At 45.1% G+C, this 26,047-nt stretch carries 20 protein-coding genes; 9 read left to right on the forward strand and 11 right to left on the reverse strand.

The features are described 5' to 3' along the window. Positions 1 to 639 precede the first annotated feature (639 nt). The 7 genes from AOT82_RS00920 to guaD all read left to right on the forward strand — a co-directional run bounded on the left by AOT82_RS00920 (position 640) and on the right by guaD (position 11,585). On the forward strand, positions 640 to 1,881 hold the full coding sequence (locus tag AOT82_RS00920) for an RluA family pseudouridine synthase (RefSeq protein ID WP_442965706.1): 1,242 nt from the start codon (positions 640 to 642) through the stop codon (positions 1,879 to 1,881). A 111-nt stretch (positions 1,882 to 1,992) separates the two neighbouring features. Continuing rightward, positions 1,993 to 2,988 carry a polyphenol oxidase family protein gene (locus AOT82_RS00925; protein ID WP_227517164.1) on the forward strand — a complete coding sequence of 332 codons (996 nt, stop codon included), beginning with the start codon at positions 1,993 to 1,995 and terminating at the stop codon, positions 2,986 to 2,988. 103 nt (positions 2,989 to 3,091) lie between these two features. Further along, on the forward strand, positions 3,092 to 3,703 hold the full coding sequence (locus tag AOT82_RS00930; RefSeq protein ID WP_071001407.1) for a flavodoxin family protein: 612 nt from the start codon (positions 3,092 to 3,094) through the stop codon (positions 3,701 to 3,703). 993 nt (positions 3,704 to 4,696) lie between these two features. Next, positions 4,697 to 6,385 (forward strand): xanthine dehydrogenase small subunit, encoded by a 1,689-nt coding sequence (locus AOT82_RS00935; RefSeq protein WP_071001408.1) that lies wholly within the window; start codon positions 4,697 to 4,699, stop codon positions 6,383 to 6,385. A 97-nt stretch (positions 6,386 to 6,482) separates the two neighbouring features. Next, positions 6,483 to 9,056 (forward strand): xanthine dehydrogenase molybdopterin binding subunit, encoded by a 2,574-nt coding sequence (xdhB, locus tag AOT82_RS00940; RefSeq protein ID WP_071001409.1) that lies wholly within the window; start codon positions 6,483 to 6,485, stop codon positions 9,054 to 9,056. Next, entirely contained in the window at positions 9,049 to 10,068 is a 1,020-nt protein-coding gene (locus tag AOT82_RS00945; RefSeq protein ID WP_071003581.1) for an XdhC family protein, read from the forward strand. Before xdhB ends, AOT82_RS00945 begins: the two co-directional genes overlap by 8 nt. Before the next feature lie 86 nt (positions 10,069 to 10,154). Continuing rightward, positions 10,155 to 11,585: a guanine deaminase gene (gene guaD / locus AOT82_RS00950; RefSeq protein ID WP_083328797.1), complete on the forward strand. Its 1,431-nt coding sequence runs from the start codon at positions 10,155 to 10,157 to the stop codon at positions 11,583 to 11,585. A 129-nt stretch (positions 11,586 to 11,714) separates the two neighbouring features. Here the strand turns inward: guaD and AOT82_RS00955 are convergent, their stop codons facing one another. The 6 genes from AOT82_RS00955 to uraD form a co-directional block, all read right to left on the reverse strand. Beyond that, on the reverse strand, positions 11,715 to 12,242 hold the full coding sequence (locus AOT82_RS00955; RefSeq protein ID WP_071001410.1) for an ureidoglycolate lyase: 528 nt from the start codon (positions 12,240 to 12,242) through the stop codon (positions 11,715 to 11,717). After that, positions 12,242 to 13,342, reverse strand: coding sequence for an allantoicase (gene alc, locus AOT82_RS00960; RefSeq protein ID WP_071001411.1), 1,101 nt, complete (start codon positions 13,340 to 13,342; stop codon positions 12,242 to 12,244). The genes AOT82_RS00955 and alc overlap by 1 nt, the downstream gene beginning before the upstream one ends. A gap of 103 nt (positions 13,343 to 13,445) precedes the next feature. Beyond that, the gene (puuE, locus tag AOT82_RS00965) at positions 13,446 to 14,426 is read right to left on the reverse strand and encodes an allantoinase PuuE (RefSeq protein ID WP_071001412.1); all 981 of its coding nucleotides are present in this window, start codon (positions 14,424 to 14,426) and stop codon (positions 13,446 to 13,448) included. A gap of 82 nt (positions 14,427 to 14,508) precedes the next feature. Further along, positions 14,509 to 15,831, reverse strand: a complete 1,323-nt coding sequence (locus AOT82_RS00970) for a urate hydroxylase PuuD (protein WP_071001413.1) — start codon at positions 15,829 to 15,831, stop codon at positions 14,509 to 14,511. A 93-nt stretch (positions 15,832 to 15,924) separates the two neighbouring features. Further along, positions 15,925 to 16,293: a hydroxyisourate hydrolase gene (uraH, locus tag AOT82_RS00975; protein WP_071001414.1), complete on the reverse strand. Its 369-nt coding sequence runs from the start codon at positions 16,291 to 16,293 to the stop codon at positions 15,925 to 15,927. Between the two features lie 117 nt (positions 16,294 to 16,410). Then, entirely contained in the window at positions 16,411 to 16,932 is a 522-nt protein-coding gene (gene uraD, locus AOT82_RS00980; protein WP_071001415.1) for a 2-oxo-4-hydroxy-4-carboxy-5-ureidoimidazoline decarboxylase, read from the reverse strand. A 468-nt stretch (positions 16,933 to 17,400) separates the two neighbouring features. Between uraD and AOT82_RS00985 the strand changes: the two genes are divergently transcribed. Then, positions 17,401 to 18,066 carry a TetR/AcrR family transcriptional regulator gene (locus tag AOT82_RS00985; protein WP_071001416.1) on the forward strand — a complete coding sequence of 222 codons (666 nt, stop codon included), beginning with the start codon at positions 17,401 to 17,403 and terminating at the stop codon, positions 18,064 to 18,066. A 106-nt stretch (positions 18,067 to 18,172) separates the two neighbouring features. On the opposite strand, the gene AOT82_RS00990 is transcribed toward AOT82_RS00985, so the two are convergent. The 5 genes from AOT82_RS00990 to tolQ all read right to left on the reverse strand — a co-directional run bounded on the left by AOT82_RS00990 (position 18,173) and on the right by tolQ (position 23,894). Further along, complete coding sequence (locus AOT82_RS00990) at positions 18,173 to 19,579, reverse strand: nucleobase:cation symporter-2 family protein (protein WP_071001417.1); 1,407 nt, start codon at positions 19,577 to 19,579, stop codon at positions 18,173 to 18,175. A gap of 480 nt (positions 19,580 to 20,059) precedes the next feature. Then, a complete protein-coding gene (locus AOT82_RS00995; protein ID WP_071001418.1) occupies positions 20,060 to 21,352 on the reverse strand; it encodes a PD40 domain-containing protein in 1,293 nt (430 codons plus the stop codon). A 278-nt stretch (positions 21,353 to 21,630) separates the two neighbouring features. Continuing rightward, positions 21,631 to 22,656: a cell envelope integrity protein TolA gene (locus AOT82_RS01000; protein ID WP_227517165.1), complete on the reverse strand. Its 1,026-nt coding sequence runs from the start codon at positions 22,654 to 22,656 to the stop codon at positions 21,631 to 21,633. A gap of 57 nt (positions 22,657 to 22,713) precedes the next feature. Beyond that, positions 22,714 to 23,175, reverse strand: coding sequence for a protein TolR (gene tolR / locus AOT82_RS01005; protein WP_058025343.1), 462 nt, complete (start codon positions 23,173 to 23,175; stop codon positions 22,714 to 22,716). Next, positions 23,172 to 23,894 carry a protein TolQ gene (gene tolQ, locus AOT82_RS01010; RefSeq protein ID WP_071001420.1) on the reverse strand — a complete coding sequence of 241 codons (723 nt, stop codon included), beginning with the start codon at positions 23,892 to 23,894 and terminating at the stop codon, positions 23,172 to 23,174. Before tolQ ends, tolR begins: the two co-directional genes overlap by 4 nt. 548 nt (positions 23,895 to 24,442) lie before the next feature. On the opposite strand from tolQ, the gene AOT82_RS01015 reads away from it, so the two are divergent. Then, entirely contained in the window at positions 24,443 to 25,738 is a 1,296-nt protein-coding gene (locus AOT82_RS01015; protein ID WP_071001421.1) for an NCS2 family permease, read from the forward strand. Positions 25,739 to 26,047: the final 309 nt, after the last annotated feature.

The following is a 26,047-nucleotide window of genomic DNA, read 5'->3' on the forward strand; positions in this document are numbered from 1 at the left end:
CGATGCACAAGCAACACGTTTTTCATCGAATGCAGTTTTTGTTATGACGTATTGTACTGGTAGATTGGGTCTGATACATAGAGCTTTTATAGTAAGCCTGTAATAGATCAAATGCATTTAATCATATTCAAACGGTTTAAATGGCAAACACTGTCAATAAAAACCAATGGTATTTTTATACTGTATTTGAATATGGCATAGCAATACAGTGCCATAGCATACAGCAAAACATGGCTATACTTTATAGAATAACGTTTGCTTCGTCTATTTTTTCGCTATCTATATTTTACAGGCAGTTTACCATGAGCGGCTATCACGAGCGATACCGAATATCGCTGGCAGGAACAAATATACAGTAAATTACAGCAATGTTATGTTCTAGAGAGCTAAGCAGTAAAGCTTGGCACCTCAGAAGCGCTCAAAAATTCACAGATAGTATGCACTTTTATAGGGCTTGGACGCGTGACATGATACACTAGGGCGGTATTGTCTCCGCTTTTTTGACCTGCATAGCTTTTATTATTTGCTAGAGGTCAAAAAACGACAATTTTTTATTATTTTATCTTTGAATGAAGTCACCTAACAAAATATAGTTAGCAACTTTACATAGTTAGTAACTTTGCTAGGTATCAATCCGCTATGAATAATGATGCCATGACTACCCATTTATCACCGAATCAATCGCTAGAGACTGATTCATCAGCACAAGAGTCACCAATGCCAAATAACGTTTTAAATAATGACGAGCCTGACAATCAAGAAATGATGGATGAGCAGGAAATAATGGACGAGCACACTGATGCTCTTGATAATGACGACTTGCTCGAAGAAGATAGCGATATTGATGAAGAAATTGATGACAGCGACATGGATGAAGGCGACGACGATGAAGCGCCAGTAGCAGGTCAAGCGGTACCAGTGGTGGTAGATATAACGCATATCGTCACAGAAGATGAGTCTGGCTTACGTATCGATAAAGTCGCTTCGCAAGTATTTGCAGACTTTTCGCGCGTGCAATTACAAGGTTGGATCACGGATGGTAGCTTACTTTATAACGGCAGTGTGCAAAAACCAAAGGTTCGTGTCAAAGCAGGTGATGTCCTACATCTATCAACGACGTTGCAGCAGCATAGTGAAGATCAACCAGAAAATATCGATATCGATGTGGTCTATGAGGATGATGATGTGCTGGTGATCAACAAACCTGTCGGTATGGTGGTGCATCCGGGTGCGGGTAACCAGACAGGCACATTAGTCAATGCTTTGCTATATCATTATCCGCAGCAGCATCACTTGCCGCGTGCAGGGTTGGTACACCGTATTGACAAAGACACCTCTGGATTACTACTCATCGGTAAAACCAAACCGGCTCAAATGGCGCTGATGGAGCAGCTAAAAGACAAATCTGTTTATCGTCATTATCAGTGTGTGGTAGCAGGCGATCAAGCAAGCTTGCTGCGTCATCGCCGTATTGATGCGCCGATAGGGCGACATCGTACTCAGCGTACCAAAATGACAGTCATGACTGCCGGCCGTGAAGCGGTAACCCATCTATTAAATGTCACGCCACTGAATGACAACTACTGTCTGTTAGATGTCGGACTGGAAACAGGTCGTACGCACCAGATTCGCGTGCATCTGAGCCATGTGACCCATCCGCTAGTCGGGGACCGTGTCTATGGTGGTCGTCGTCAACTGCGAGCAGGTTTGACAGAAGCACAGCGCCAAGCCATCAGCAACTTCCCGCGCCAAGCATTGCATGCCTATACTCTTGGGTTTGTGCATCCGGTAACTGGTGAGGATATTGAAGTGACGACGCCACTGCCAAAAGACATGCAACTGCTAATAGCCGTATTAAGCGACGGCTATGATGACGAGTAAACGCTATTGAGAAAAGCGGCTGTCTAAAGGTGTTTACGACAATTGCCAAGTTTATAGTGATTTAGTGATGCCAATTTTTAGACAGTCAGTAGATAAAAGGATGGGGCAGTCGTGACAAACAAGCTTCCGATAATAGATAATTTTCCAATGACCATGCTCGCGCAAATGGATGACGTGGCTGTTTTCCAAACGGCTGCTTTTGCGCCGAATAATTTTGACGAACCTGCTACCGCAAGCCAGCAAAGAGGGCTTGACAGTCAAGCAAACCATCAAGCAAATTATGGCGCGCTAAATCTAGGCCTGCATGTCAACGATGAGGCGGCAAAGGTATTAGGTAATCGTATGAGTCTGTTGGCTGCGATTAATACACAGATGGCAAGTGAGTCATCACAAACTGAGCAACATACTGCTATTCACAGCTTACATTGGGTCAGTCAGATTCATGGTAAACAGATCCATGATATTGATACGACGCCTTTGAGCATGGCACCAATGGCGGCTGACGCCATAATCAGCAAGCAAAGTGGTCGTGGACTGGCGATCATGACGGCAGATTGTGTGCCGATTGTCTTATACCAACCCGCTAGCGGTAAAATCGCCGCCATTCATGCAGGCTGGCAAGGATTAGCGTGCGGCGTGATTCGAGAGACTGCTCAGCGCTTTACCGATTCAGGGGCTATACAGGCTTGGATAGGGGTGTGTATCAGTCAGGCCAATTATGAAGTGAGTCATCAAGTTCGTGACCAATTATTGGCTGGTTGCTTAGATAATCAATTACTCACGGCGTCAGATAGTGATAATTTTGACAGTTTATATGTGATGCGCTCAGATAGTGGTCTTGAAAATCATAGCGATACTCAGCATTTACATAAGACAGTTGATAAACTATCGAATTGCGCTACAGTGCACACGCATAAAGTTAAGCTAAACTTACCAAAACTGGCCGCTGATCAATTAACAGCTGCTGGCGTGTCGATAGATAGTAAAGAACCTATCAGCTGTAGCTATGCAGATCGGCATTACTATTCTTATCGTCGTCAAACGCATATGCAGCAGCCTGCAACGGGAAGAATGGCGCTCGTGATTGTGCGCCGCGCCGCTACGTAGATGTCAGCTCACAACTAACAAACCTATTGAGTGCGCTGAGTCGTTTTGCACTCGTACACTATATTATTTTTATTTAACCATTATTGTCATTATTAGAGTCTGTATGAATACAACTAGCGAATCCTCAAAAATATCTCCTGATAGTACGCCTAACGTATCGATTGCCGTTATTTTCCATAGCAACTATGGTCATACTAAGCGTGTCGCTGAAGCGATTGTACAAGGCGCGCATCAGCAATTACCAGAGGCCCAAGCAAAAGCGGTTGATATTCATGATATTGACTGGGATTATTTAGATCAGGCAGATCTATTGGTTTTCGGTAGCGCGGTATATATGGGCAGCGTCACCGCTGAATTCAAAACCTTTATGGATGAAACCTCAAAGCGTTGGTACAACCGCACGTGGGAAGGCAAATGGGCCGCAGCTTTTGCCAACTCAGGCGGTCTGAGCGGTGATAAACTTGCCGTGTTGCAGCAAATTTCTTTGTATGCCATGCAGCACGGCATGAACTGGATTGGGCTGCCGCTTATGCCGACGGGTCATGAGGCACACGATCTCAATCGTCTGTCTAGCTTCTTAGGTTTGATGACGCAATCTCTCGATGGCCCGCCTGAGGAGACGCCAGGAAAAGGAGATATTGATACCGCTATTTGGTTTGGTGATCATTTGGCTAAAACCATCATTAAACATCAGCCAGCGGATAGTAAGCGTTAGATAACACAGTGGGTGACAGGCTACTCCAGTAAAAAAGCAGACACTATTGATGTCTGCTTTTTTTATGTCAATGTTATGGAGTAACCATTTTATGGAGCAACCAGATTAGTCGGTACAGGCTTAACAGGAATAGGGCTATCAACAAATTGGAAATGTTGACAACCAGTCAGCATTAGCGACGCTATCAGCAGACAAATAGAGGTAAGTGACTTCATAATAGTATCTCAGAGACGATATATTACCCAGTAATATATCTTGTATGTCTATCTATCGTTAGAAGCGATGACAGTTAAAAGTAAGGTTTACTTTTAGGTATTATATATAAAAACAGGTCGGTTATATAACCTTAAAAAGGTACGAAGACTTGGCTTTGTTTTTGAAGAAATTATTTATTCAGTCATGACGTAACTTGTCTACTATGCGTTTGTATTAGCTATAGTCAATCAATATTAAAAGTGGTACGAGGCAGACGAGTGCAAGTACTACAGTAGTAGGCTAAACGAGTCTAACGCTGTAACACTTTAATAGTGGTTCGACTATATATCAATGACTAACATGACGAGTCTTATAAACTATCTCTGCTGTTAGGATTGATAGCGGTTATCAGATAGCGGCTTGAGGGTCAATCATTTAGCAGTATCGACAGATGTTTGAATGGGTTGTGTTATAAATAAGAATAGTGATAATATGTTGAAAGCTGACCAAATAGTCAGGTATATAGCAGTACTAATTCTTGGCAAAAGCTCCTGATAATTACTGCTATTTATGGTCGATTTATTTGCTATAAAAGAGTGTGCGATATCCTGCTCATCGACATCCTGCAAATGCGACATAGAATAAATAGTAAGTATATTAAAAACTAAAAACGTACTTGCCGATAAACTTACTTGAGCGGTTGCAGCAAAATATAGATTAAGCGTTTACCTTTCGTACTCAAACCACGAATGCTTCTCAGTCTTATACTCACTTTCATTATTTTAGCCGAGCCTTGCTATGATTAGTTTTTATCTCAATGGAAAATACCATGAGCTAACCCAGCTTAACCCCAATACGACAGTGCTTGAGTATCTACGATTGCATGAAGGCCAAACGGATACGAAGGAAGGCTGCGGCAGTGGTGACTGCGGTGCTTGTACGGTAATGGCTCAACGCCTGCCTAGCACTAACCAGCAAACGCTTAATGATGAAAATGGCAACGAAAAAAATGCTACGCCTCCATTCTATACGATTAACTCCTGTATTACGCTAGTGTCGCTGATGGACGGTCATCACCTGATGACAGCGTCCTACTTGGCGGAAAATCCTGAGCATCATCCAGAACGTGCTTTGCTGCATCCAGCACAGCAGGCGATGGTTGAGTGTCACGGGTCGCAGTGTGGTTTTTGTACCCCTGGGTTTGTCATGTCACTGGCTTGCGTTTACGAAAACAATCGTATGCAGACAAGTTCAGAAGCAGCAAGTCAGAGTGATGCTAAGCAGTTGAGCTATGATGAAGTGGTTGCGTCAATATCGGGCAATTTATGTCGCTGTACAGGCTATCGTCCGATTATCGAGGCAGGCCTACTGATGAGCGATATCGGTCAGAAAAGAGAGGCAGAGCAGTCGGTGGTGAAAGACTTGACTATCAGTCTCGCAACAGACGCGATGGGTAGTACAAAGGAATCAGCAGTATCTGCAAATGCGCCAGCTGAAGCCGAGTCGGACAATGTAGAGTCAACAGCCATTGCCCCTGCACTCAATGATGCTGGGCGACAGTTATATATACCCAAGTCACTAGACGAGCTTAATCAAATATTAGCAGCTAATCCGCAGGCGACGATCTGGGCAGGTGGTACGGATTTGGGATTGAGTGTGACCCAGCATCTAATCGATCACGAGATCATTATTCAGCTCTCAGGTATTGAGGCGCTAAAGTCTTGGTCGCTATCAGATGCAAATAGTAACACATCGACTGACGAACAAACTAAAAGTCAGTCGCTAGTGCTAGGTGCTGGCATGAGTTACAAGCAAATGCTCCCTGTGCTTGAGCAGTATTTTCCAAGTTTTGCGCAAGTGTTTGAGCGCATTGCCTCTCCGCAAATTCGTAATATGGGCACCATCGGCGGCAATATAGCCAACGCTTCTCCAATTGGTGATTTGCCACCGATTTTATTGGCGTTAGATGCGTCTATTCATTTGCGTCATTGCGCGCCGAATCGTGAAGAGCCAAGTCATGCGCCTTATACGGATGAGATCATACCGTTATCAGCATTTTTCTTAGATTATAAAAAGACCAAGCTGCAAGCAGGCAGTTATATTGTCGCTATTCATATTCCTTTGATGCAAGATCATCAGCATTTATTTATTCATAAGATTAGCAAACGCTACGAAGATGATATCTCAGCGTGCTTGCTTGCGGCGCGGCTTGATGTGTCAGCAGATGGTGCAATTATCGACAATGCAAAGCTTGGGCTCGGCGGCATGGCAGCGATACCACTGCTTGCAGTGCACTGTCAGCAAGCGCTTATTGGTCAAGCTACTGATGTTGCAAGTTTTGAGCAGGCGGCACAGGTGCTATCTGCAGATGTCACACCGATGACGGATGTCAGAGCCAGCCGTGAATATCGCATGCATGTGGTGCAGCGTCTACTGGTGAAGTGCGGTAAACAATTAGTAGCAGAGAGGCAGGCTGAGAGCGCTTGACTGTCAGCGTAATTGAGTATCAATACTGCGTCATGAGTGTATTTGTCAGAAATAAAAAAGCGCATCAGTAAATGCGTACTAATAGAAGAGATTTGCTATGAGCCATCATTCGTCTTTATTTGACAGTTATAGTATCCGCCGCGTGCGTCCGCCAAAAAACAAGATCGGCACGTCAGCCAAACACGATAGTGCGATTACCCATGTGATGGGTACGGCAACTTATGTGGATGATATTACCAAACCACAAGGCACGCTACATCTAGCAGTAGGTAAAAGCAGCCATGCTCATGCACGTATATTGAGTATGGATTTGAGTGCTGTCAGAGAGGCTGATGGGGTCGTTGATGTTTTAAGTTTTAAAGATTTACCGGCGCAGACAGATATCGGTGCGGTGTTTGATGGTGAGCCACTGATGGTGAATGACATTACAGAGTATGTCGGTCAGACGCTATTTGTGGTGGTGGCAACCAGCCATCGCGCTGCCAAAAAAGCCGCCACCAAGGCAGTAGTAGAATATGAGCCATTGCCAGCGGTACTTAGTATTGATAAAGCGCTAGAGCAAGAGTTATTTGTGCGTCCAAGTCATTTTATGAAGCGTGGTGATGCGGCGACGGCGCTTGAGAGTGCACCGATTCGTATTGAAGGTCATATTCATATGCGCGGGCAAGAGCACTTTTATCTTGAAGGACAAGTGTCGTATGTGGTGCCTTGTGATGATGGCGGGCTGGAAGTGTATACGTCGTCACAGCATCCAAGTGAAGTGCAGCAGCTCGTCGCCGAAGTGACGGATTTGCCCTTTCATGCGGTCAATACGGTCGTACGCCGTATGGGTGGTGGTTTTGGTGGTAAAGAAACGCAAGCCGCGGCATGGGCGTGTCTGTGCGGTATCGTTGCCAAGCGCCATAACGTTCCTGTCAGTATGCGGTTAGATCGCCAAGATGATATGGTCGTGACCGGTAAGCGTCATGAGTTTGCCAATCGTTATGAGGTTGGCTTAGATAAGTCTGGGCGTATATTGGGCGTCGATATGCAATTGGCTGGTCTGTGCGGTTATGCGCCAGACCTATCTGATGCCATCGTCGATAGAGCGATGTTCCACTGTGATAATGCCTATTACTATCCAGCGGCTCGTGTGGCGGGTCATCGCTGTAAGACGCATACCGTATCCAATACGGCCTATCGAGGATTTGGTGGTCCACAAGGGCTAATGACCGCTGAATATATGATGGACCATATTGCCTATACATTAGGGCAGGATCCGCTGCAAGTGCGCTTAACAAACTTATATCAAGATGGTCAAAGCACCCATTACGGTCAGACCATTGAGCATTTCGATTTAGCAAACATCATGACCAAACTGGCAGCCGATTGCGATTACGACAAGCGCCGTCAACAAATTATAGCAGCCAATAAACAAGCCGCCGCTGAAGGTAGTGACAAGCGTTTAGGTATCGCGCTAACGCCCGTAAAATTCGGTATTTCATTTACGGTGCAGGCGCTCAATCAGGCGGGTGCGCTGGTACACGTTTATACCGATGGCAGCATCCATCTCAACCACGGCGGTACGGAGATGGGGCAGGGTTTATATATTAAAATCGCCCAAATTGTCGCCAATGAGTTCGATGTGGATCTAGATACAGTAAAAGTGTCAGCGACTCGTACGGATAAGGTACCTAATACCTCACCAACTGCCGCGTCATCAGGTACCGATATCAACGGTAAAGCAGCGCAAAATGCCTGTCTAAGCATCAAAGCACGCATTGTTGAATTTGCAGCTGAGCATTTTGAGGTGTCACAAGAAGACATACGCTTTGAACAAAACCATGTCTATATCGGTGATAAAAAGACACTAACCTTTGCCGAAATGATTCAGCTGTCGTATCAAAATCGCATCAGCCTATCGTCTACTGGCTACTATAAAACGCCGAAGATATTTTATGATCGCTCTAAAGCATGGGGACGTCCGTTTTTCTACTTTGCGCTAGGTGCTGCTTGTGCTGAGGTTGAGATTGATACGCTGACAGGTGAGTACAAAGTGCTGCGCTGTGATGTGCTGCATGATGCAGGACAATCAATCAACCCTGCCATTGACATCGGTCAGATTGAAGGGGGTTTTGTGCAAGGTATGGGCTGGCTCACAGCAGAAGAGCTGATCTGGAATGATAAAGGAAAGCTTGCATCCGACAGTCCTGCCAACTATAAAATTCCAACAGCGCATGACTTGCCTAAGCAGTGGAATGTCAAATTATATGATCGCAAAAACGAAGAACAAACGATTTATAACTCTAAAGCCGTTGGTGAGCCGCCGTTTATGCTGGCTGCCAGTGTCTGGTGCGCTCTCAATAACGCGGTGGCTAGCCTTGGAGACTACAGAAAAAATCCAGAGCTGACCATGCCTGCGACCCCAGAAGCCGTATTAAAAGCAGTTATGCGTATGGAAGGTTCGTCTTGGGATCTAGAGACCAAGGCGGACAAGGATACGATGGATAGCCTTGCCAAAGGTGTAGAAGAAAAGGGCGATCTCTATAACGACAAAGTCATGCCGCAAGATGTGCGTCATGCCAAAGATATCGATCCAAAAGAGGTAGCCGGTAAACAGACCGATGAGCAGCCAGAGGCGATAGAGCACCCAAATGTTGCAGGGGCAAGAGGTCCTGCGCACAGTGAGTGAGTCATTAGCCCCGCCAGACATCTGGTATGAAGGTCTAGCGCGATATCAGCAGCGCGGCATGGCTCATGTGTTGGCAACGGTCGTGGCTGTGAATGGTTCGGCCCCGCGTGCACTACAGGCAAAGATGATTATCACGCAGGATGGTATCGTAGATACGCTGGGTGGCGGCGGTCTAGAGCACGATGTGATTACTACTGCTCGTCAGCTATTAAGTGGTGAGATATCCGCCACGGTATCCAAACAAGTCAAACCAAAAATTTCTGAAGCTAATGAGACAAGCGCGTCAGCTTCTTCTAAAACAGTACGCCGAGACGCGGTTTATACTAAGCATTACCCGTTGGGTGCGAAATTGGCCCAATGCTGTGGCGGTAGCGTCACTGTTATGTTCGAATGCTTTAACGTGACACCGCCAATGTCTGTACTGGTATTTGGAGCAGGTCATGTGGCATCAGCGCTCATGACTATCCTTGCTGAATTGCCATGTCAAGTAGATTGGGTAGACAGTCGCCCAGAGATGTTTGAGCGTTACTTGATTGATAAAACCAACTCCAGTGAAACGGGCCAAGCAGGCAACAGTGCCTACCAAAACCCTACACCGAATCAATCACAACTCTATCAGCTACCAAGGCATATCCGTCCGCATATCGATGACGATCCTGTCGATTTTGTGCGTCCATTTATCGAGCAGGGTGGTCAGCGTTTTATTTTGGTTATGACGCATGACCATAGTGTGGATTTTGAGCTGGTGCGCGCAGCATTAGATACTATTTCTGATATCTGCTTAGCTGATAGTAAGCGCTCGGATATCTCATTACCTTATATTGGCTGTATTGCCTCATCCACCAAAGCCAAACGTTTTAGAGATCGTTTGATTCAGCGTGGCTATAGTGAGCAACTAGTCAATCAGCTCATCATGCCAATCGGATTACCAATTGGTGGTAAAGAGCCGATGGCGGTGGCCGTGTCTATCGTAGCGCAGCTATTACAACGTTATCATCAGGTTGCTCTTTGAAGGGACTAATTACTTCATGAAACCGTGTCATTTTTCATTAAATAATTAAAACGCTCAGTACTACTACGCCATTGTGAGACTACCAAATGACCCTACATATTTATCAAGCTCATTTATTACATTATATTAGCGAAGATGACCTTGCTAAGCGTACGGCTGCTGAATTATCCGATACTAGAATTCCTGAATTTTTCGTAAATCTGACCGTTGATAAAGATACAACGTTGCTTCCAGTAATTGCAGGCGTGCGTGTTTACCCTGAGTATATTGCCGACGGCGCACTTGTTATTGATGATGAGACTGGACTGATTATTAATTATGGCAGTCGAGAGGCGATGCTAGCAAATTATGTGCTGACCGCTACTAATGACGGTCAAGAACCAGTACAGATTCATGACCATCGGCACAAACTCATCATGCCGGGTTTTATCGATACCCATGTTCACTATCCGCAGATAGATATGATCGCCGCTTATGGTGAGCAACTGCTCGACTGGCTCAATAATTATACCTTTGTGACGGAAGCCAACTTTGGTAATCCAAAAATAGCGCATGATACCGCGCAGTTTTTTTTGAACCAATTACTTGCCAATGGCACGACCAGTGCGATGGTTTTTGCGACCAGTCATCCATTATCTGCCGAAGCGTTTTTTGCTGAAAGCCATAGGCTCAATACGCGTATGATCACGGGTAATGTCTTGATGGACCAAAATGCGCCTGAGCCGCTATGTGTGCCTGCTGAGCAAAGTATCCGTGACACTCAAGATATCATTGATAATTGGCATGAGCGTGGGCGTCAGCATGTGGCCATCACCCCGCGCTTTGCGATTACGTCGAGCCCTACACAATTACGTCTGGCAGGTGAGTTGTATGCCAGCCATGACAGTGTGTATTTGCAAACGCATCTGGCAGAAAACCGTGATGAGGTGGCTTTTGTGCAGGAGCTGTATCCCAATCATAAAGGTTACCTCGACGTCTATGATGATATGGGATTACTGGGCCGCCGTACCACCTTGGCACATGGTATCTATCTTGAGACACCAGAATACGAGCGTCTACGCGCGACTGGTACGCAGATATCACATTGTCCAACGTCCAATCTGTTTTTGGGTAGTGGGCTGTTCGATTTACCAAAGACGTTAAGTTATACCGGTGTTAGTATCGCCACCGACGTTGGAGCAGGCACGAGCTTATCGATGCTCACGACGTTATCAGAGGCATACAAAGTCCAGCAACTACAAAGTAATCAATTATCAGCACACCAAGGGTTGTATCAGATCACTTTGGGCAATGCGCAGTCGCTACTATTAGATGATAAGATTGGTAGCTTTATGCCCAATAAAGAAGCGGACTTTGTCGTGATTGATATGAAGGCCACAGCATTGTTAGAGCGGCGTATGGCGCAGACCAAAACCCTTGAAGAGCAGTTATTTGTGCTGATGATGCTGGGTGATGATAGAGTGATTGAGCAGACGATAATTGCCGGTCAGAGCCGCTATCGAAAATCTACGGTCTGATAAACTGGCGAAAAACATGAGTCACAAAAAAGCCCCATTTATATATCATAAACGGGGCTTTGATTGGTCTGTATCTTTTGTTCTGTGCTTTTTTGTCTGTGCTTATGAGATAGCTTGGCGGCTTTTTTCCTAACTGGCATTTTCTAACTCAATAAGCACATCCCAGTCCGTAATGTCTATCTCATGGCAGTTGTTACCTTCGCCATTGATACGATCAATCACCAAAAAATCACTGTCGCGCCCAAGCGCCAGTAAGGGATGATGCCAAACGTTGGCAGCATACTGTACGCCTTGATGCGACTTGGCATAAAACACGGCCAGATCATCAGGCGATTGCGGCGGCGTGCCTGCTTTGGCAACGACGACGACATAATCCTGACCTTCCATCGAGACAAATGCTTGCGTGCCAAACGGATGATACTCCATGACGGAGAGGGCAATCGGATTCTCACGTTTTTTGGCCCGAAAGATACTCATACCGACAGTGCCACCCTCAAGCTGACTCGCAGCAAGCGCATGATGGCGAACCGCATAGCCATTATTGATCTCATAAGTGTTGTCAGCGGTTTGCTCCTCCTCACTATAGCGCTCGATAACCGAGCCGTAAGGGGCAAAGTCGGCTTTGGTCAAAGGCTGAGCCGTTAGGATGACACTCATTATTTAGTACCCGCCTGATCTGCTACTTTGCCAAACACGCGCACGCGGCTGATACCGCCATCGGGGAAGATATTGACTCGAATATGCGAGATAGGCTGGTCTATCAGGAGTTTGTCGTTACCAAAGGTATGGACATCATCCGCATTGGTCTTTTGCGGCTCAAGCAACGTATCCCAAAACATACTTTGCGTCACTAAGGTTTGCTCTGGGGTATTTGGCGAGTAGACGGCTTGAATGGAGACTTTATCAGGGTAGTTGCCTTTAAAATGAGCGGTATCGATTTCGATAGAATCCACGATACCTGCTTGACCTAAGGCAATAATACACCAGTCATTGCCTGGCTCACGGCGGCGACGCGTCTCCCAGCCATCACCCATATTGGGCGCTTTGGTCGGTAACAGTAGATTGCTGGCGGCACCAAAATGTGCGTCGTTACTGGCGATTGCACGACCGCCATTTAACGCGCCTGCCAAGTCGAGCATTTCACCTTGATTGTTTAGGCTGGCATCAAGTTGGATATCACCATAGACACGCAGTCGAGCCACGCCGCCATCTGGGTAAATATTCAAACGGATATGTGTGACCGTTTGCTCGTTATCAGTTTCGATAAACTCATGGTGATTGCCCTGTAGTGGGGTCATGCCAACAAGGGGCTGCCAGTTTTTACTGTCCCAGTCTTTTTTACTGAGACTAGTAAGCTCAATTTCATCTTGCTGTAGTAGCTCTGGCGCGTATAAGCTATCGACACTAGCAGAAGAGGGGAAGTTACCCGTAAAGTGACTGGTATCAATATCGAGACCCGCAATTTTGGTCGGACGCGCCAGCTGAATGATTAAATAATCATAGCCCAAATGACGCTTACGACGCGTCTCCCAGCCGTCCATCCATTTGCCGTTATCATCAAATTTGCCGACCACAAAGACAGGCGCATCAGGGTTTAGGATGCGGCTTTTATCCGCAAAAAAGTCATCGGTCGCAAATAGCGCTTTGGCACCCAAGCGACTGTCAGCCACGTTAGATTTTTTAGTAAAGGCTGGCAGGCTCTCAGGCAGATTGTTTGCTGAGATAATTTGTCCGACTTCTGAGGTGTTTTGACTCATCATGATTCCTTTTGTTTAATATTAGGTTTAATTGATCGTGTGCCGCTTGTTTTATTTATTCGACACACTGCGATGTATTCAATGAGCGAGACAATGGCAAAAGCTACATCCAGTTGGCTGTATTGTCTGGTGTTGCAGGATGGTTCTCATACCAGTGTTTGGCAATCTCATCACGGCGGCATATCCAAACGTCAGGCTTATTGGTGATGTATTGCAAAAACTGCTTTAACGCTTTGATACGTCCTGCCCGTCCGATAATACGGCAATGCAAACCGATGGTCAGCATTTTGGGGGTTTCTGCGCCTTCTTCATACAGGGTGTCAAAGCTGTCTTTGAGGTATTGATAAAATGGCTCGGCGTGAGTAAACCCCGGGCTAGAAGAAAAGCGCATGTCATTGGTCTCTAAGCTATAAGGGATGACCAAATGCGGCTTGCGTGTGATTAGATCGCCTTCTTGGGCTTTGACATTGAGCCAGTAAGGCAGCTCATCGCCATAGGAGTCAGAGTCATAGTGATAGCCACCTTGTTCGACGACCAGCTCGCGCGTGTTTGGGCTATCGCGTCCCGTGTACCAGCCGAGCGGCTGTTTGCCGAGCATGCGCTCAAATATGTTGGTTGCACGGCGAATGTGCTCACGTTCCGTCTCGCGGTACATATATTGATAAGTGATCCAGCGTAGACCGTGACTGGCAATCTCATGACCGTCTTCTAATACGCGCTCGATAATATGCGGGGTTTTTTCGGCAGCGGCAGCACAAGTAAAAGTGGTGATAGGAGCGCCGTACTCTTTAAATACATCCAACACCCGCCACACACCAACACGGCTGCCGTATTCAAATGCAGACTCAATAGACTGGTGACGGTTGTTAAACTCGGGCGTACCCAAGATATCCGACAAAAAGCGCTCGGACTGTCCATCGCCGTGGATGACGCTATTTTCTGCCCCTTCTTCGATATTTAAGACAAACTGTACGGCGATTTTTGCACCGCCTGGCCAATTGGCTTTTGGTGGCTTGCCACCGTAGCCTTTTAGGTCGCGTGGGTATGTATTTTGATCAAAATCACTGATGATTTTTTTGCTCATTGTTTATGTTCCTATATCTCGTAGAGCCTTAAATATTTAATTGAATATTGCTCGCCAAGGAAAGTTTTCTATTGATAACAAACTACAGGGATGATGCGTACGCTACAAGCTGCTGACGTTCTGTATCTGTTAACTGAGTGATATTACCAAGTGGCATATAGCCAGTTTGTACCGCAGTAACAATTTTTGCTTTGTGTATTTTTAGGTCTTCTGGTGTTTGCAAAATAATACCGGCTGGCGGTGCGGCAAAGCCTTGCTGTGTGGGCTGCACTGCATGACAAGTGCTACAGCGTGTATGTACAACATCCATCATAGCGTCATCTACTGATGCGCTCACTGGTACGGCTTCAGCAGCAGTGGCAGCATTATTGCTAACACTGCTATTATTAACGTTATCAGTATTAGTAGTCGCGCTTGTAGCTGTTGGGGTGCTATTAGTTGTCGTAGGTGTTACTGCGGCAGTAGCGGGCATTGCAGGCGCTGGATCAATTGGTTCAGGTCGCATCCAAATAATCAACAATACCGTCAGTATGGCTGGGATAACCAAGTAGCGTGGTTTTTTATGCCCCAAATGTTTTTGGTTAAAATAATGACGTGCCGTTGCAGTGATAACGCCGACGAAGACCAATACCAACCAACCTTTTTCATGAGCATACATCATCGGATAGTGGTTGCTAATCATGGTAAAGATGAGTGGCAGGGTAAAGTAGTTATTCATCAGTGAGCGGTTTTTGGCTTGCAGTGCCAATTCAGCGACTTCTTTGCCCGGTTTTTCGCCGCGCCGCACACAGTCTACGAGCGCTCGCTGCGCTGGCATAATACCGAATAATACGTTACCGACCATCACCGTGCCCAAAATCGCCCCGATATGGATGAACGAGGCGCGATCACTAAACAGCTGATAAGAACCCCAACTCGCGATAACCAACAAGATAAAAATCAGGGTACTAAAGATAAAGGCGTTTTTACCCAAATGACTGCGCACAATGACTTCGTAAATAAAGTAACTACCAAATAAAAACAGCAAGCTTGTCGCAATGGCACCGATACTGGTAAAAGGCACTTTGCTTGGATCGATCAGATAGGCAGTTGCATTGGCATAATAGACGATAGACATCATCGCCGCGCCCGTCAGCCAAGTCGTGTAAGCTTCCCACTTAAACCAATGTAGCGTTTTTGGCATTTCCTCTGGTTCGAGCTTGTATTTGGCAATCTCATAAAACCCGCCACCATGTACGGCCCACAGATCTCCTGAGATGCCTTTGTCTGCTTTCCACTGTGGTGGCTTGCGTAGGCTCAGATCCAGCCACACAAAATAAAACGATGCACCAATCCATGCCACCCCTGCGATAACATGAAACCAGCGAAAAAATAAACTCAACCATTCGAGAAGATAAGCGCCCATGCGGTAAATGTCCTTTAATATGACAATGTCTAAATAAAATGGCTATGAGCGGATAACGATTTTCGCTCACAGTTTTTTGATAATAAGGGTCGGTTATGATCCGCGGTAGGTACTATAACCATGCGCACTCAGAAGTAATGGCACGTGATAGTGGCTTGCGTCTTTTATCACAAAGTCGATGACCACCTGCGGATAAAATGCCGTCAACTGCTGGGCATCAAAATATGCCTGAGTATCAAACGTCACGGTATAGCGCCCCGTATCTAGCTGACGCTCAGTGCCATCAATGCTTGACTCAAACTGCCAAGCATCTGGTGTCACGCGGCCATCGTGATTGGTCGTCCCATGCGCAAGCAGTATCGTGCCACCGCTGTCTGGTATGCGGTGTAGGCGGACGGCGATATCAGCTGCAGGCGTGCCCAAATGAGTGTCTAAGATATGTGACGATAAGGTGGCAGACATAAGGCTTCCTTTGTATTTAGTAAAGACGTAAATAGAGTAATGATGCTAGCGTATTTGATAAGTAGAACGTCGGACAAACATTGATAGTAATAATGTGGTTTGATAGCTGTTGATCATCTAAGCATTACCTAATAGTTTGCTTAGACGTAAACGTGTGATTTTATTTTGCTCAGCGGCGGCATTGGCCAGCTCTGTGGCACGGTCGTTTGGCAGGCGCGCTAATAACAGATCCAGCATTTGCTGCGCGCTTTTGCCGGTTGCAAAGACAATAAAAATAAAACCAAATTTATCAAGATAATCTTGATTGCCTTTAGCGAGCGCTTCGAGTACGTCGTCTGCCGCATCATTAGCGCCAGATTGCTCATGGGCGGCGCTACTTTGTGTGTTGCGATACTTCTCTTTTAACGAAGCCACATTACCGATCTGCGGATGTCCATCAAATGCTTCTAGCAAGTTGGCCTCATTGGTTTGCACGTCATGCCAGATAGCATCGCTACTTGCTAAGAGCGCATCGAAATCTGCAAAAGGACGCGCATTGGCAAGCTTATTTGCCCAAACGCTACTGGTACAGCAGATTAAAAGCTGAGCAATAGCTACTTCCTGAGACAAATTATTAAATTGCGCTAAGGTTAAGCTCATGGTGATATCCTTTTTGTTGATATGACAGCCCATTATGTGGACTGGATAACTATTGTTTAATAAAGGTTTATACATGGTGGTTTTTTGCTTAGACTTAGCGATAGCAATCGATGTTTTTATGGTTCATTTTTTAGTTTTTCGACGTTTGCATTTTTATTTAAGCAAACCCACAGTGCGTATTTAAGTTGCTAGCTTTCTAATCATGATAAATTGACGATACAGAACGTATTTTTTGAGGAAATACTAATAGTTGAGCCGCAAAATGACATGGCAGTATAGTTTTGGTCGTAATACGTGTGATTTATAATTACCATTCTGCTAAAACCTGACTAATTGGTCAACTGTTTTATGAGAATTTTTTTATTTGGTGGCTCATGCTGCGAAAATCTGTGCATTGATATATAAAAACATTCAAAAATATAGCGACTATTTTGTCGAACCAGCCACTTGGAGTGAGATACCATTGTTATGACTCAAGATAATCAGAAAGAGGATATCCTGACTACTGATGCGCCATCGCATCGTAGTCAACAAGTTACGCGCGCGCACAATCAAGCGTTGATACTGGCAGCCGCTGAAGAGGAGTTCGTGCTCCAAAGCTATCGCGGCGCTACAATGCAAGGCATCGCTGATCGAGCAGGACTGCCTAAAGCCAACGTTCACTATTATTTTAAAAACAAAAAAAACCTATATATGGCGGTGCTACGCTCGATTATTGAAGAATGGAATGACGGCTTGGTGACCATGACAGTGGACAGCGATCCAAAAACTGTCATTGAAAAGTTTGTCCGTACCAAGCTGCATCAAGCTTTTGTCAATCCTAGTCGTCATAAGTTGTTTGCCATTGAGGTCATCGGCGGTGCGCCTCACTTGCACGAATTTATGTCAACAACGATGAAAGATTGGGTAAATGATAAAGCGCAAGTCATGAAAGAGTGGCATAAGCAAGGCAAGATTGGGATTACAGATCCCTTGCAACTACTAATTTTGATATGGGCGACGACCCAGCGTTACGCTGAATTTGAGATTGAAATTGTCGGCCTGATGGACAAAACAGCTTATGACGCAGAAGATGAAGCGCGCGCAGCAGATTTTCTAGTGCCTTTTATTTTACGAGGCTGTGGACTTGAATGACTATATACAGTTAAGTCATTGTGATTAAGCGATCACAGTGGACGAGGTGCATAAACAAATTTTATGGCACCTCGTTTTACTTTCAGACAGGGCTAAACATTCAAATTTATGCCACTTTTTGCGCTGTTTTTAAGCCATCTTCGGCATGTTGTTCAGCCGTATCAAATTCTACACCGTAGTTTTTTGGTAGGATTATATCAAGCGTGATTGCCACAATACCGGACATCGTCACCGCTGAGCCAAAGATGTTTTGGAAAAATTGCGGCGTCTGTGAGAGTACGTCAGGAACGAATGCAATACCCGTTGCTAATCCTAGTGACGTGGCGATAATCAAGACATTACGATGGGTAAAATCCACGGTGGATAGTATACGAATACCCGCAGTTGCGACAGTGGCAAACATCAGTAGCGTGACCCCGCCTACGACAGGCTTGGGCAGCTGCGTGAAAATCGCACCAAGGATAGGAAATAGACCCATCAGGCACAAGATACCGCCAACATAAAAACCAACATAGCGACTGGCAATCCCCGTCATCTGAATCACGCCGTTATTTTGGCTAAAGGTTGTCACAGGAAAAGTGTTGAATACAGCCGCAATCAGCGAGTTGACACCATCACCCAACACACCACCTTTAATGCGCTTCTCATAGAGAGGGCCTTTGATCGGTTCGCCTGAAATCATCGAGGTAGCGGTCAAGTCGCCTGAGGTCTCAATACTGGTAATGATGTACATAAAGGCAATGGGAATAAATGCCTGCCAATCAAAACCAAAACCATATTTGAAGGGAATGGGAACGGTGAAAAAATCCGCTTTAGACACCAATGAAAAATCAATGCGCCCCATAAATACGGCAGCGAGCAAGCCTAACATCAGACCGATAAAGATAGCACTTGAGCGAATAACCTTATTGTTAATAATGCTAATGAGCACCACACTGACGAGTACGCCACCACCTAAGAGTAGGTTTGGAATACTACCGAAATCCTCAGCACCAAACCCACCTGCCAAATCAGTGAGACCTACCTTTGTTAGGGACAAACCAATCGTGACAATCACACAGCCAGTAACAATAGGGCTCATAAATGATTTGAGTTTGGTGATAAATTGACTCAAAAATATCTCAACAAATGCACCGAGAAACGACACACCAAAGATAACGGATAAAATCTCTTCAGGACTACCACCGCGGTTTTTTACTACAAATCCTGCGGTCAATACTGCCGCCAAAAAACCAAAACTGGTGCCTTGTAATGCCATAAGGCCAGAGCCGATGGGCCCTACTTTTCGCGTTTGAATAAAAGTCGCGACTCCAGATACGATTAAGGACATGCTTAGCAGATAGGGGATATGTTCCCCTAAACCTAAAGTGCCACCGATGATTAATGAAGGGGTAATAATACCAACGAAAGCAGCAAGTACGTGCTGTATGGCACCTAAGAATGCTTTGATAGGGTTGGGGCGGTCGTGCAGTCTATATAATAAATCAGTATTTGCTGGAACGTTTTCACTCATGGTGGTTTCCTCCTAGAATAACTGCTTAGCACCCAATTAACTGTATATATCAGACAACGTAACAAATCATTAGATAAAAATTAAAATCCAATCCTTGACCTGTTTTTTATCGATTCAAATAATAGGGGTAAGTTCCCGACCTTAAAATAGACAACAGTAATAGTTTATATTTGTTGGCCAATATCTAAATAACCTGACCAATTAGTCAGACCTATTTAGGATATAGGTAAAATGAAAGTTAATGCAATGTTTTTTTTGGTACTAACCGGTTTACGGGTTTATTACTAACAATAAGGAAGAAAAATGAGTTCGAATGAAGGGTACCTAAGAAGAGTGCATAAGACGGCGGGCAGGTTTTACTAAGTAGGTTTTATCACTTTTCTTCTAGCAGCTTATGACACAAAAAAGCCTTAATCATATTCATTATGATTAAGGCTTTTTGTATGAGTAAATTCTAACGTTGTGATTCAGTTGCCTAAATTACTTTGGACTTGATGACCATACGGGTGAGCGGATGATGCCTTGTCCTGATTTGCCGAACGCTTCGCCACCATTCAATGATTTAATCGTTAGTACACCTTTGCCGCCTTGGGTTGACGCATAGACCACGCGCTTGCCATTGGGTGAGAAGCTTGGGGCTTCATCGATACCCGTATTACCAAGGTTGGTCGTCACCGCACCATTGCTATTCATAATCGCGGCTGAGCGTCCACTTAAAAAGGCGATTTGTGTTCCGTCGCTGCTAAACTGCGGACTGGTTGCATAGCCACCATTAGATACTTTGGTGGTGCGTCCCGAGCCAAACTCATAACGATAGACTTGTGGTTTATTGAATCCAGCTTTGTCACTGACAAATACAAATGACTTGCCATCAGGAGCGTAGCTTGGCTGCACCTCACTGCTTGGCAAATTAGTGAGGCGTCTAGGCGTACCGCCGCTTGCGCTTATCTCATAGATATCGGCGCTACCCTCAAAGCTACTAGAAAATAGGATTTTGCTGCCATCAGGAGAGAATGACGGACTCAAGTTACTACCAGAAAAAGGCGTTAGCACACTGGCGCCGCCGCCACTGACGTTTTGAATGTAGATGACGGGATATGATTTTTCACGTTGTACCGAGTAGGCGATACGATTACCATCGGGCGACCAAGCGGGAGAGAAGATAGACCCTGCCACCTCAGTGATGGTTTTGGCGTTTTCACCATCAGCATCCATCACTTTTAGACGAGAGACTTTTTGTTTACCAGTGCCTGTTTCTTCTATATAAGCAATACGCCCTGAGAAATCCCCTGGAATGCCCGTAATCAGCTCATAGACTTTATCTGCGATGACGTGACCGGCGTAGCGCATGCTTTCTCTGTTATTGTCAGCGGTTAGGCTTTGCTTGCCTTCTATCACGCGACCAGATTTGACATCGATGACCTCATAATCGGTGACGATTTTGCCGCGATTGGTACGAGTGCTGCCGACGACCAAATAAGGTATGCCCATACTTTGCCATACTGGCAGTGTGCCTGCCAGCTCGCTACTGCTGCGTGGCTGCTGCGGTAGGTTTTGGCTGGTGACTTTTAGTTCTGTATTATTCAAATCATTTAAAATAATAGGGGACAAAACAGAATCGCCTGCGAATGGTACAAACGCGACTTGGTTTTGTTGGACAGGAATCTCATAGTCCAATTCTAATACGACAGGGGCTGCGAGCACGTTTTGCGAGATAAGTAATGCTGAACTACCCGCAAGTAAAGAGGCTAGTAGTTTTTTATGAGTATACATGGGTCAATGGCGCTCCTAAAATTAATATGATAGTCATTTTTATAGTCGATGAGGCAAGTATAGATAAGTCAATTTAAAAATGACACAACGAGATTAAAGGCTATTTTTCGCAGCCTCTGGAGACGAAGTCACAGCAAGCAAGGAAAATAGTATTTAATCGAGTGTGTTTGTGATGCTATATCAGTTTTATTTGGGCTTTACTATATTTAGATGAAAAAACGATGCGATAAAAGCCGCTTAACATCACGTTATCAATAATACAAGACGCTAGCAACTGATTAATTGCTACCTTTAAACTGTATAGTAAAGGTAGGATATTTTGGGTCATCAGCATCGATTGGTAGGCTACCTGTGTTAAGCACTGCTTGTCTGGCAGCTTCATTGACGACGCTATCAGGACCAGATGCGGTGACATTGACCACGTCACCATTGGCATTAACGGTGATGTTTAAGGTGGCACGCTGGGTAGAGCCTTTCGCTGCGGTAGGCGGTGTATAGTTGCGCTTGATTAGGTTGATGATTTCACTATTGCTGGCACCGCGACTACCACTTGAGGCAGAGCGACTACTACCTTTAGAAGTACTAGAGGTTGAGGTGTCGCCGGAGATGGTTGATTGACCATCTGAGAGACTAAAGGTTCGGCCTGCATTGCCAGAGCCATCGGTATCAATCTGTATATTACGATCGTTAGCCGTGGGGCGTCTGATCTTGGGTGGGTTGTTTTGCTTTTGACGAAAATCTCCAAGCCTTTTTTGCTCTTCGATCATCTGCTCTCTTTTGTCTTGCTCTACTTGATCAAGCTCCTCTATCGCGGCTTCGTCTAGCTGCGCTGCCCACTCAGCCATTCTGCGCTCATATTCTTGGTTTTGCTCGCGCAGGCGTTGATGTTGCTCTTCACTCATAAGCATAGGCTGACTGGCAGGCTCGTCAGATCGCGTAAACACAGGGACACGCTGGGAGTTCGGCTGGCTTGGATTTTGAGCGCTTGAGCTGCTACTACTTGAGGTTTCTTGTTGAGCGCTACTGGCTGAGTCGGTGGTGCTGCTGTCCATTTGCATGGCGCTGGCTGCTGCACGATTGGCCAATATCTGTCCTTGCATTTCAGCGAGCTGCTCAGGAGATACCATGACCGTCTCGATGCTACCAGCAGTCTCAACCTCAGTGGTCTGATAGTTATAAATCAGTATGCCGATTATAAGACCATGTGCTAGCAAACTGAGTAACGTAGGCAGTGTTAGCCCGTTGCCTTCAGGTTCGGTGGGGACATAGACGGCAGGCGCATTATGCATGATATGGATACTCATGAACGTGGTTTATCGGATTGGCTGCTATGATGTGACATACCTATATAGAAGGTATAGCTATTGGAGTGATGGCGTCGGTAAAGGCGCACCAGTCAATAACCCTACTTTTTCAATACCTGCCTGCTGCAAAGTTGCCATGAGCGTCATGATAGCGCCATATTGGTTATTTTGATCAGCATTAATCATCACTTGCAATGGCTCAGTGTTGGTATTACCGCTCTGAGACTGTAAGTTGGATAAAGTGTTAATTAGCTCAGGCTCACTAATAGGCAAGTCGATATTATTTTCATAACTGATAAAAATCTCGCCCTTGTCAGTCAATGAGACAATGACGGGCAACTGGCTCTGACTCATGGTATTGGTTTGCTCTTTTGGCAAATCAACATCGACACCCGTAATGAGCATGGGTGCGGTCACCATAAATATCACCAATAGCACCAGCATAACGTCGATGTAGGGAACGACATTCATCTCTGCATTCAGCGCTTTTTTCTCACGGCGATAGGGGTTTGGTTTCATAGCCTATTCACCTGAGTGGCACTCACTTGCGTCTCTCTAGCAACGGGGATTTGCACACTGGTCTCGCGCTGTAGCATGCCTGTCATCTCGTCACAGAATAGTGCTCGTGAATCATAAAGACGGCTAGATTTTGCCGTAAAATGATTGTATGCCAATACAGCAGGAATAGCGGCAAACAAGCCCATGGCTGTCGCAATCAGCGCCTCAGCAATACCAGGCGCGACAGAGGCTAGGGTGGCTTGCTCGGTTTGCGACAGTCCCAAAAACGCGTTCATGATGCCCCAAACGGTTCCAAACAGTCCAATGTAAGGAGCCACCGAGCCGATACTCGCTAGCGTCGTCAGTCCTGACTCGAGTAATTGCTGCTGACGGCCCAAGCCGACACGCAGTTTACGTTCAACACCGTCGATGATGTCATCTTTAGGTTGACGCTTTTTATGCATTCTCAGGTACTCTGAAAATCCCACATAAAAAATCTGCTCAAGTCCTTGGCGATCAGGTGAGCCTTGTACGCCTTGATACAGCTTTGCTAAATCTTCGCCTGACCAAAACCAAGTCTCAAATTGTTGATCAAAGTTTTTGGCTGTACCGAGCCGCGCACTCATACGGAAAATAATGACCCAACTGAACAAAGAGGCTAATAGCAATAACGCCATCACAATCTGTACCAATAGACTGGCTTGGGTAATAAGATCAATAATATTTAATGATTCAGGCATGTAATGGACTCACGGATAATTGACAACAGCTGGTTTAAATAAAGACATCCAAACCAAACGAACCCTAAAAATAATAAGCATACTTTATCGTTGAATCTTAAGCGCAGTAAAGATCTCGGCAATCGGGTTTAGTAAGAGACTATTTGAGACCACGCTCAACCACTGAGACATCAACATAATAACCTGTTAGTTTACTTCTAAATAAAAGAAACGTCATTATTAATGTGTTAACCAGACAAAAAGTACGATACATCAAATATTTTAACAATATAGTGGCAACACGCCCTACTAGTATACATAAATGATTTGAGCTAGAGACTATAAGAAAATTCAAATTTGTATAGACTTTTTATCGTTATAAAAGTGGTGTTTTTAATTGTTTTTTATACGAGTTAGACATTATCAGCGATTGAGTTTGTAAGACAACTCGTCTAATATGTTACGCTTTGTTACTACATTATTCTTACTGCGGCATCGCCATTTTGCTGAGGTCATGTTTAGTTTTAGGTAGTGGTGATTTTTTATTAGCCAGTTGGGGGCGAACACTTATGAATGCAATTGAACGCTATTTTGGGATTAATGGTGACAATACCACGATCAAAACAGAAATCGTCGCTGGTATAACCACGTTTTTGACGATGGCTTATATTATCTTTGTTAACCCTAATATCTTAGCCGATGCAGGTATGGACAAAGGGGCCGTATTTGTCGCAACCTGTGTGGCCGCAGCAGTCGGTTGTTTCATCATGGGTATCTATGCCCGACTACCAGTGGCATTAGCGCCAGGCATGGGACTTAATGCTTTCTTCACCTATGGCGTGGTCTTAGGTATGGGGTATGCATGGCAAACCGCGCTGGGTGCGGTGTTTTTGTCAGGTTGTATCTTTGTTCTATTAAGCCTCTTTAAGATTCGTGAGGCAATCATCAATGCGATTCCAAACTCTCTCAAAAACGGCGTGGTCGCTGGTATTGGTGCATTCTTGGCTTTTATTGCTTTGCAGAGTGCAGGTATCATCGTCAATCATGATGCGACCTTGGTTGCTCTTGGTGATATGACGTCATTTGGTCCTGTATTGGCATCTCTAGGTTTTGTCGTCATTATTGGTCTGTCTTATAAAAGAGTCCCAGGTGCGGTAACCATTGGTATTTTGCTGGTTGCTCTGATTAGTTTGCTAATGGGCTATACACAGTTTACCGGTATCATATCTGCACCGCCTTCTATCGCGCCGACACTGATGCAGCTCGATATCGCTGGCGCATTTGATGTGGGTATGATCAGTGTGATCTTCGCTTTCTTATTTGTGGACTTATTTGATACTGCAGGTACGCTCATTGCAACCACTAGCCAAGCCAAGTTGACTGACAAAGATGGCAATATTCCTAATATGGGCAAGGCGCTATTAGCAGACTCAACAGCGACAGTTGCAGGCTCTTTACTTGGTACTTCATCGACAACCAGTTATATCGAAAGTATCTCTGGTATTGCCTCAGGTGGCCGTACAGGATTGATGGCAGTCACTGTTGGTGTGTTATTTTTACTAAGCATTTTCTTTTCTCCATTAGCCGGTATGATCCCAGCCTACGCGACGGCCGGTGCCATATTTTATGTTGCCGTACTGATGATGGGCACCCTAAAAGACATCGACTGGAGCGACTTAACAGAAGCGGCGCCTGTTGTGGTTGTATTGCTGTTCACGCCGCTGACATACTCTATCGCTGATGGCATCGCACTTGGTTTTATCACCTTTACCGCGGTCAAAGCAATCGCTGGCAAGTTCGCTGATATCAGCATTGCTGTATGGCTTTTGACTCTTGTGCTATTGGTTAAAATTATCTTCTTATAAGGCGTATTGCGCTAGGTATGAGACCTAACCATACAACCCTCTTTATCACTTGATGGTAAAGAGGGTTTTTATTATTTGGAGATAGTACTTAGCTTACTAGTGAGCCCAAAATTGGTACGATTAAAACCCAAAATTTTGGTAATAATTAATCAGTAATAGTAAACTAAAAAATATAACCAAAGCGTCATGACTGAAAAATTTATTGTAAATGTTTGTTTTTTAAAGAAAAATTAATTTTTAAAAATAAAAAAAGCGTTAGTTTGAATTTTTTTTTCATGATATTATAGCCGAGTTAAGCGCATCACCTCA

The organism is Psychrobacter sp. AntiMn-1, from assembly GCF_001854065.1.
GTDB lineage: Bacteria > Pseudomonadota > Gammaproteobacteria > Pseudomonadales > Moraxellaceae > Psychrobacter > Psychrobacter pacificensis.

Bases quoted from the DNA above. Each gene is read 5' to 3' on its own strand.
- AOT82_RS00985 (WP_071001416.1), top strand. From the start codon at position 17,401: ATGACTCAAGATAATCAGAAAGAGGATATCCTGACTACTGATGCGCCA.
- tolQ (WP_071001420.1), bottom strand. From the start codon at position 23,894: ATGCCTGAATCATTAAATATTATTGATCTTATTACCCAAGCCAGTCTA.
- puuE (WP_071001412.1), bottom strand. From the start codon at position 14,426: ATGAGCAAAAAAATCATCAGTGATTTTGATCAAAATACATACCCACGC.
- AOT82_RS00970 (WP_071001413.1), bottom strand. From the start codon at position 15,831: ATGGGCGCTTATCTTCTCGAATGGTTGAGTTTATTTTTTCGCTGGTTT.
- AOT82_RS00990 (WP_071001417.1), bottom strand. From the start codon at position 19,579: ATGAGTGAAAACGTTCCAGCAAATACTGATTTATTATATAGACTGCAC.
- AOT82_RS00920 (WP_442965706.1), top strand. From the start codon at position 640: ATGAATAATGATGCCATGACTACCCATTTATCACCGAATCAATCGCTA.
- uraD (WP_071001415.1), bottom strand. From the start codon at position 16,932: ATGAGCTTAACCTTAGCGCAATTTAATAATTTGTCTCAGGAAGTAGCT.
- alc (WP_071001411.1), bottom strand. From the start codon at position 13,342: ATGAGTCAAAACACCTCAGAAGTCGGACAAATTATCTCAGCAAACAAT.
- xdhB (WP_071001409.1), top strand. From the start codon at position 6,483: ATGAGCCATCATTCGTCTTTATTTGACAGTTATAGTATCCGCCGCGTG.
- AOT82_RS00995 (WP_071001418.1), bottom strand. From the start codon at position 21,352: ATGTATACTCATAAAAAACTACTAGCCTCTTTACTTGCGGGTAGTTCA.
- AOT82_RS00955 (WP_071001410.1), bottom strand. From the start codon at position 12,242: ATGAGTGTCATCCTAACGGCTCAGCCTTTGACCAAAGCCGACTTTGCC.
- tolR (WP_058025343.1), bottom strand. From the start codon at position 23,175: ATGAAACCAAACCCCTATCGCCGTGAGAAAAAAGCGCTGAATGCAGAG.
- uraH (WP_071001414.1), bottom strand. From the start codon at position 16,293: ATGTCTGCCACCTTATCGTCACATATCTTAGACACTCATTTGGGCACG.
- AOT82_RS00930 (WP_071001407.1), top strand. From the start codon at position 3,092: ATGAATACAACTAGCGAATCCTCAAAAATATCTCCTGATAGTACGCCT.
- AOT82_RS00935 (WP_071001408.1), top strand. From the start codon at position 4,697: ATGATTAGTTTTTATCTCAATGGAAAATACCATGAGCTAACCCAGCTT.
- AOT82_RS01000 (WP_227517165.1), bottom strand. From the start codon at position 22,656: ATGAGTATCCATATCATGCATAATGCGCCTGCCGTCTATGTCCCCACC.
- AOT82_RS01015 (WP_071001421.1), top strand. From the start codon at position 24,443: ATGAATGCAATTGAACGCTATTTTGGGATTAATGGTGACAATACCACG.
- guaD (WP_083328797.1), top strand. From the start codon at position 10,155: ATGACCCTACATATTTATCAAGCTCATTTATTACATTATATTAGCGAA.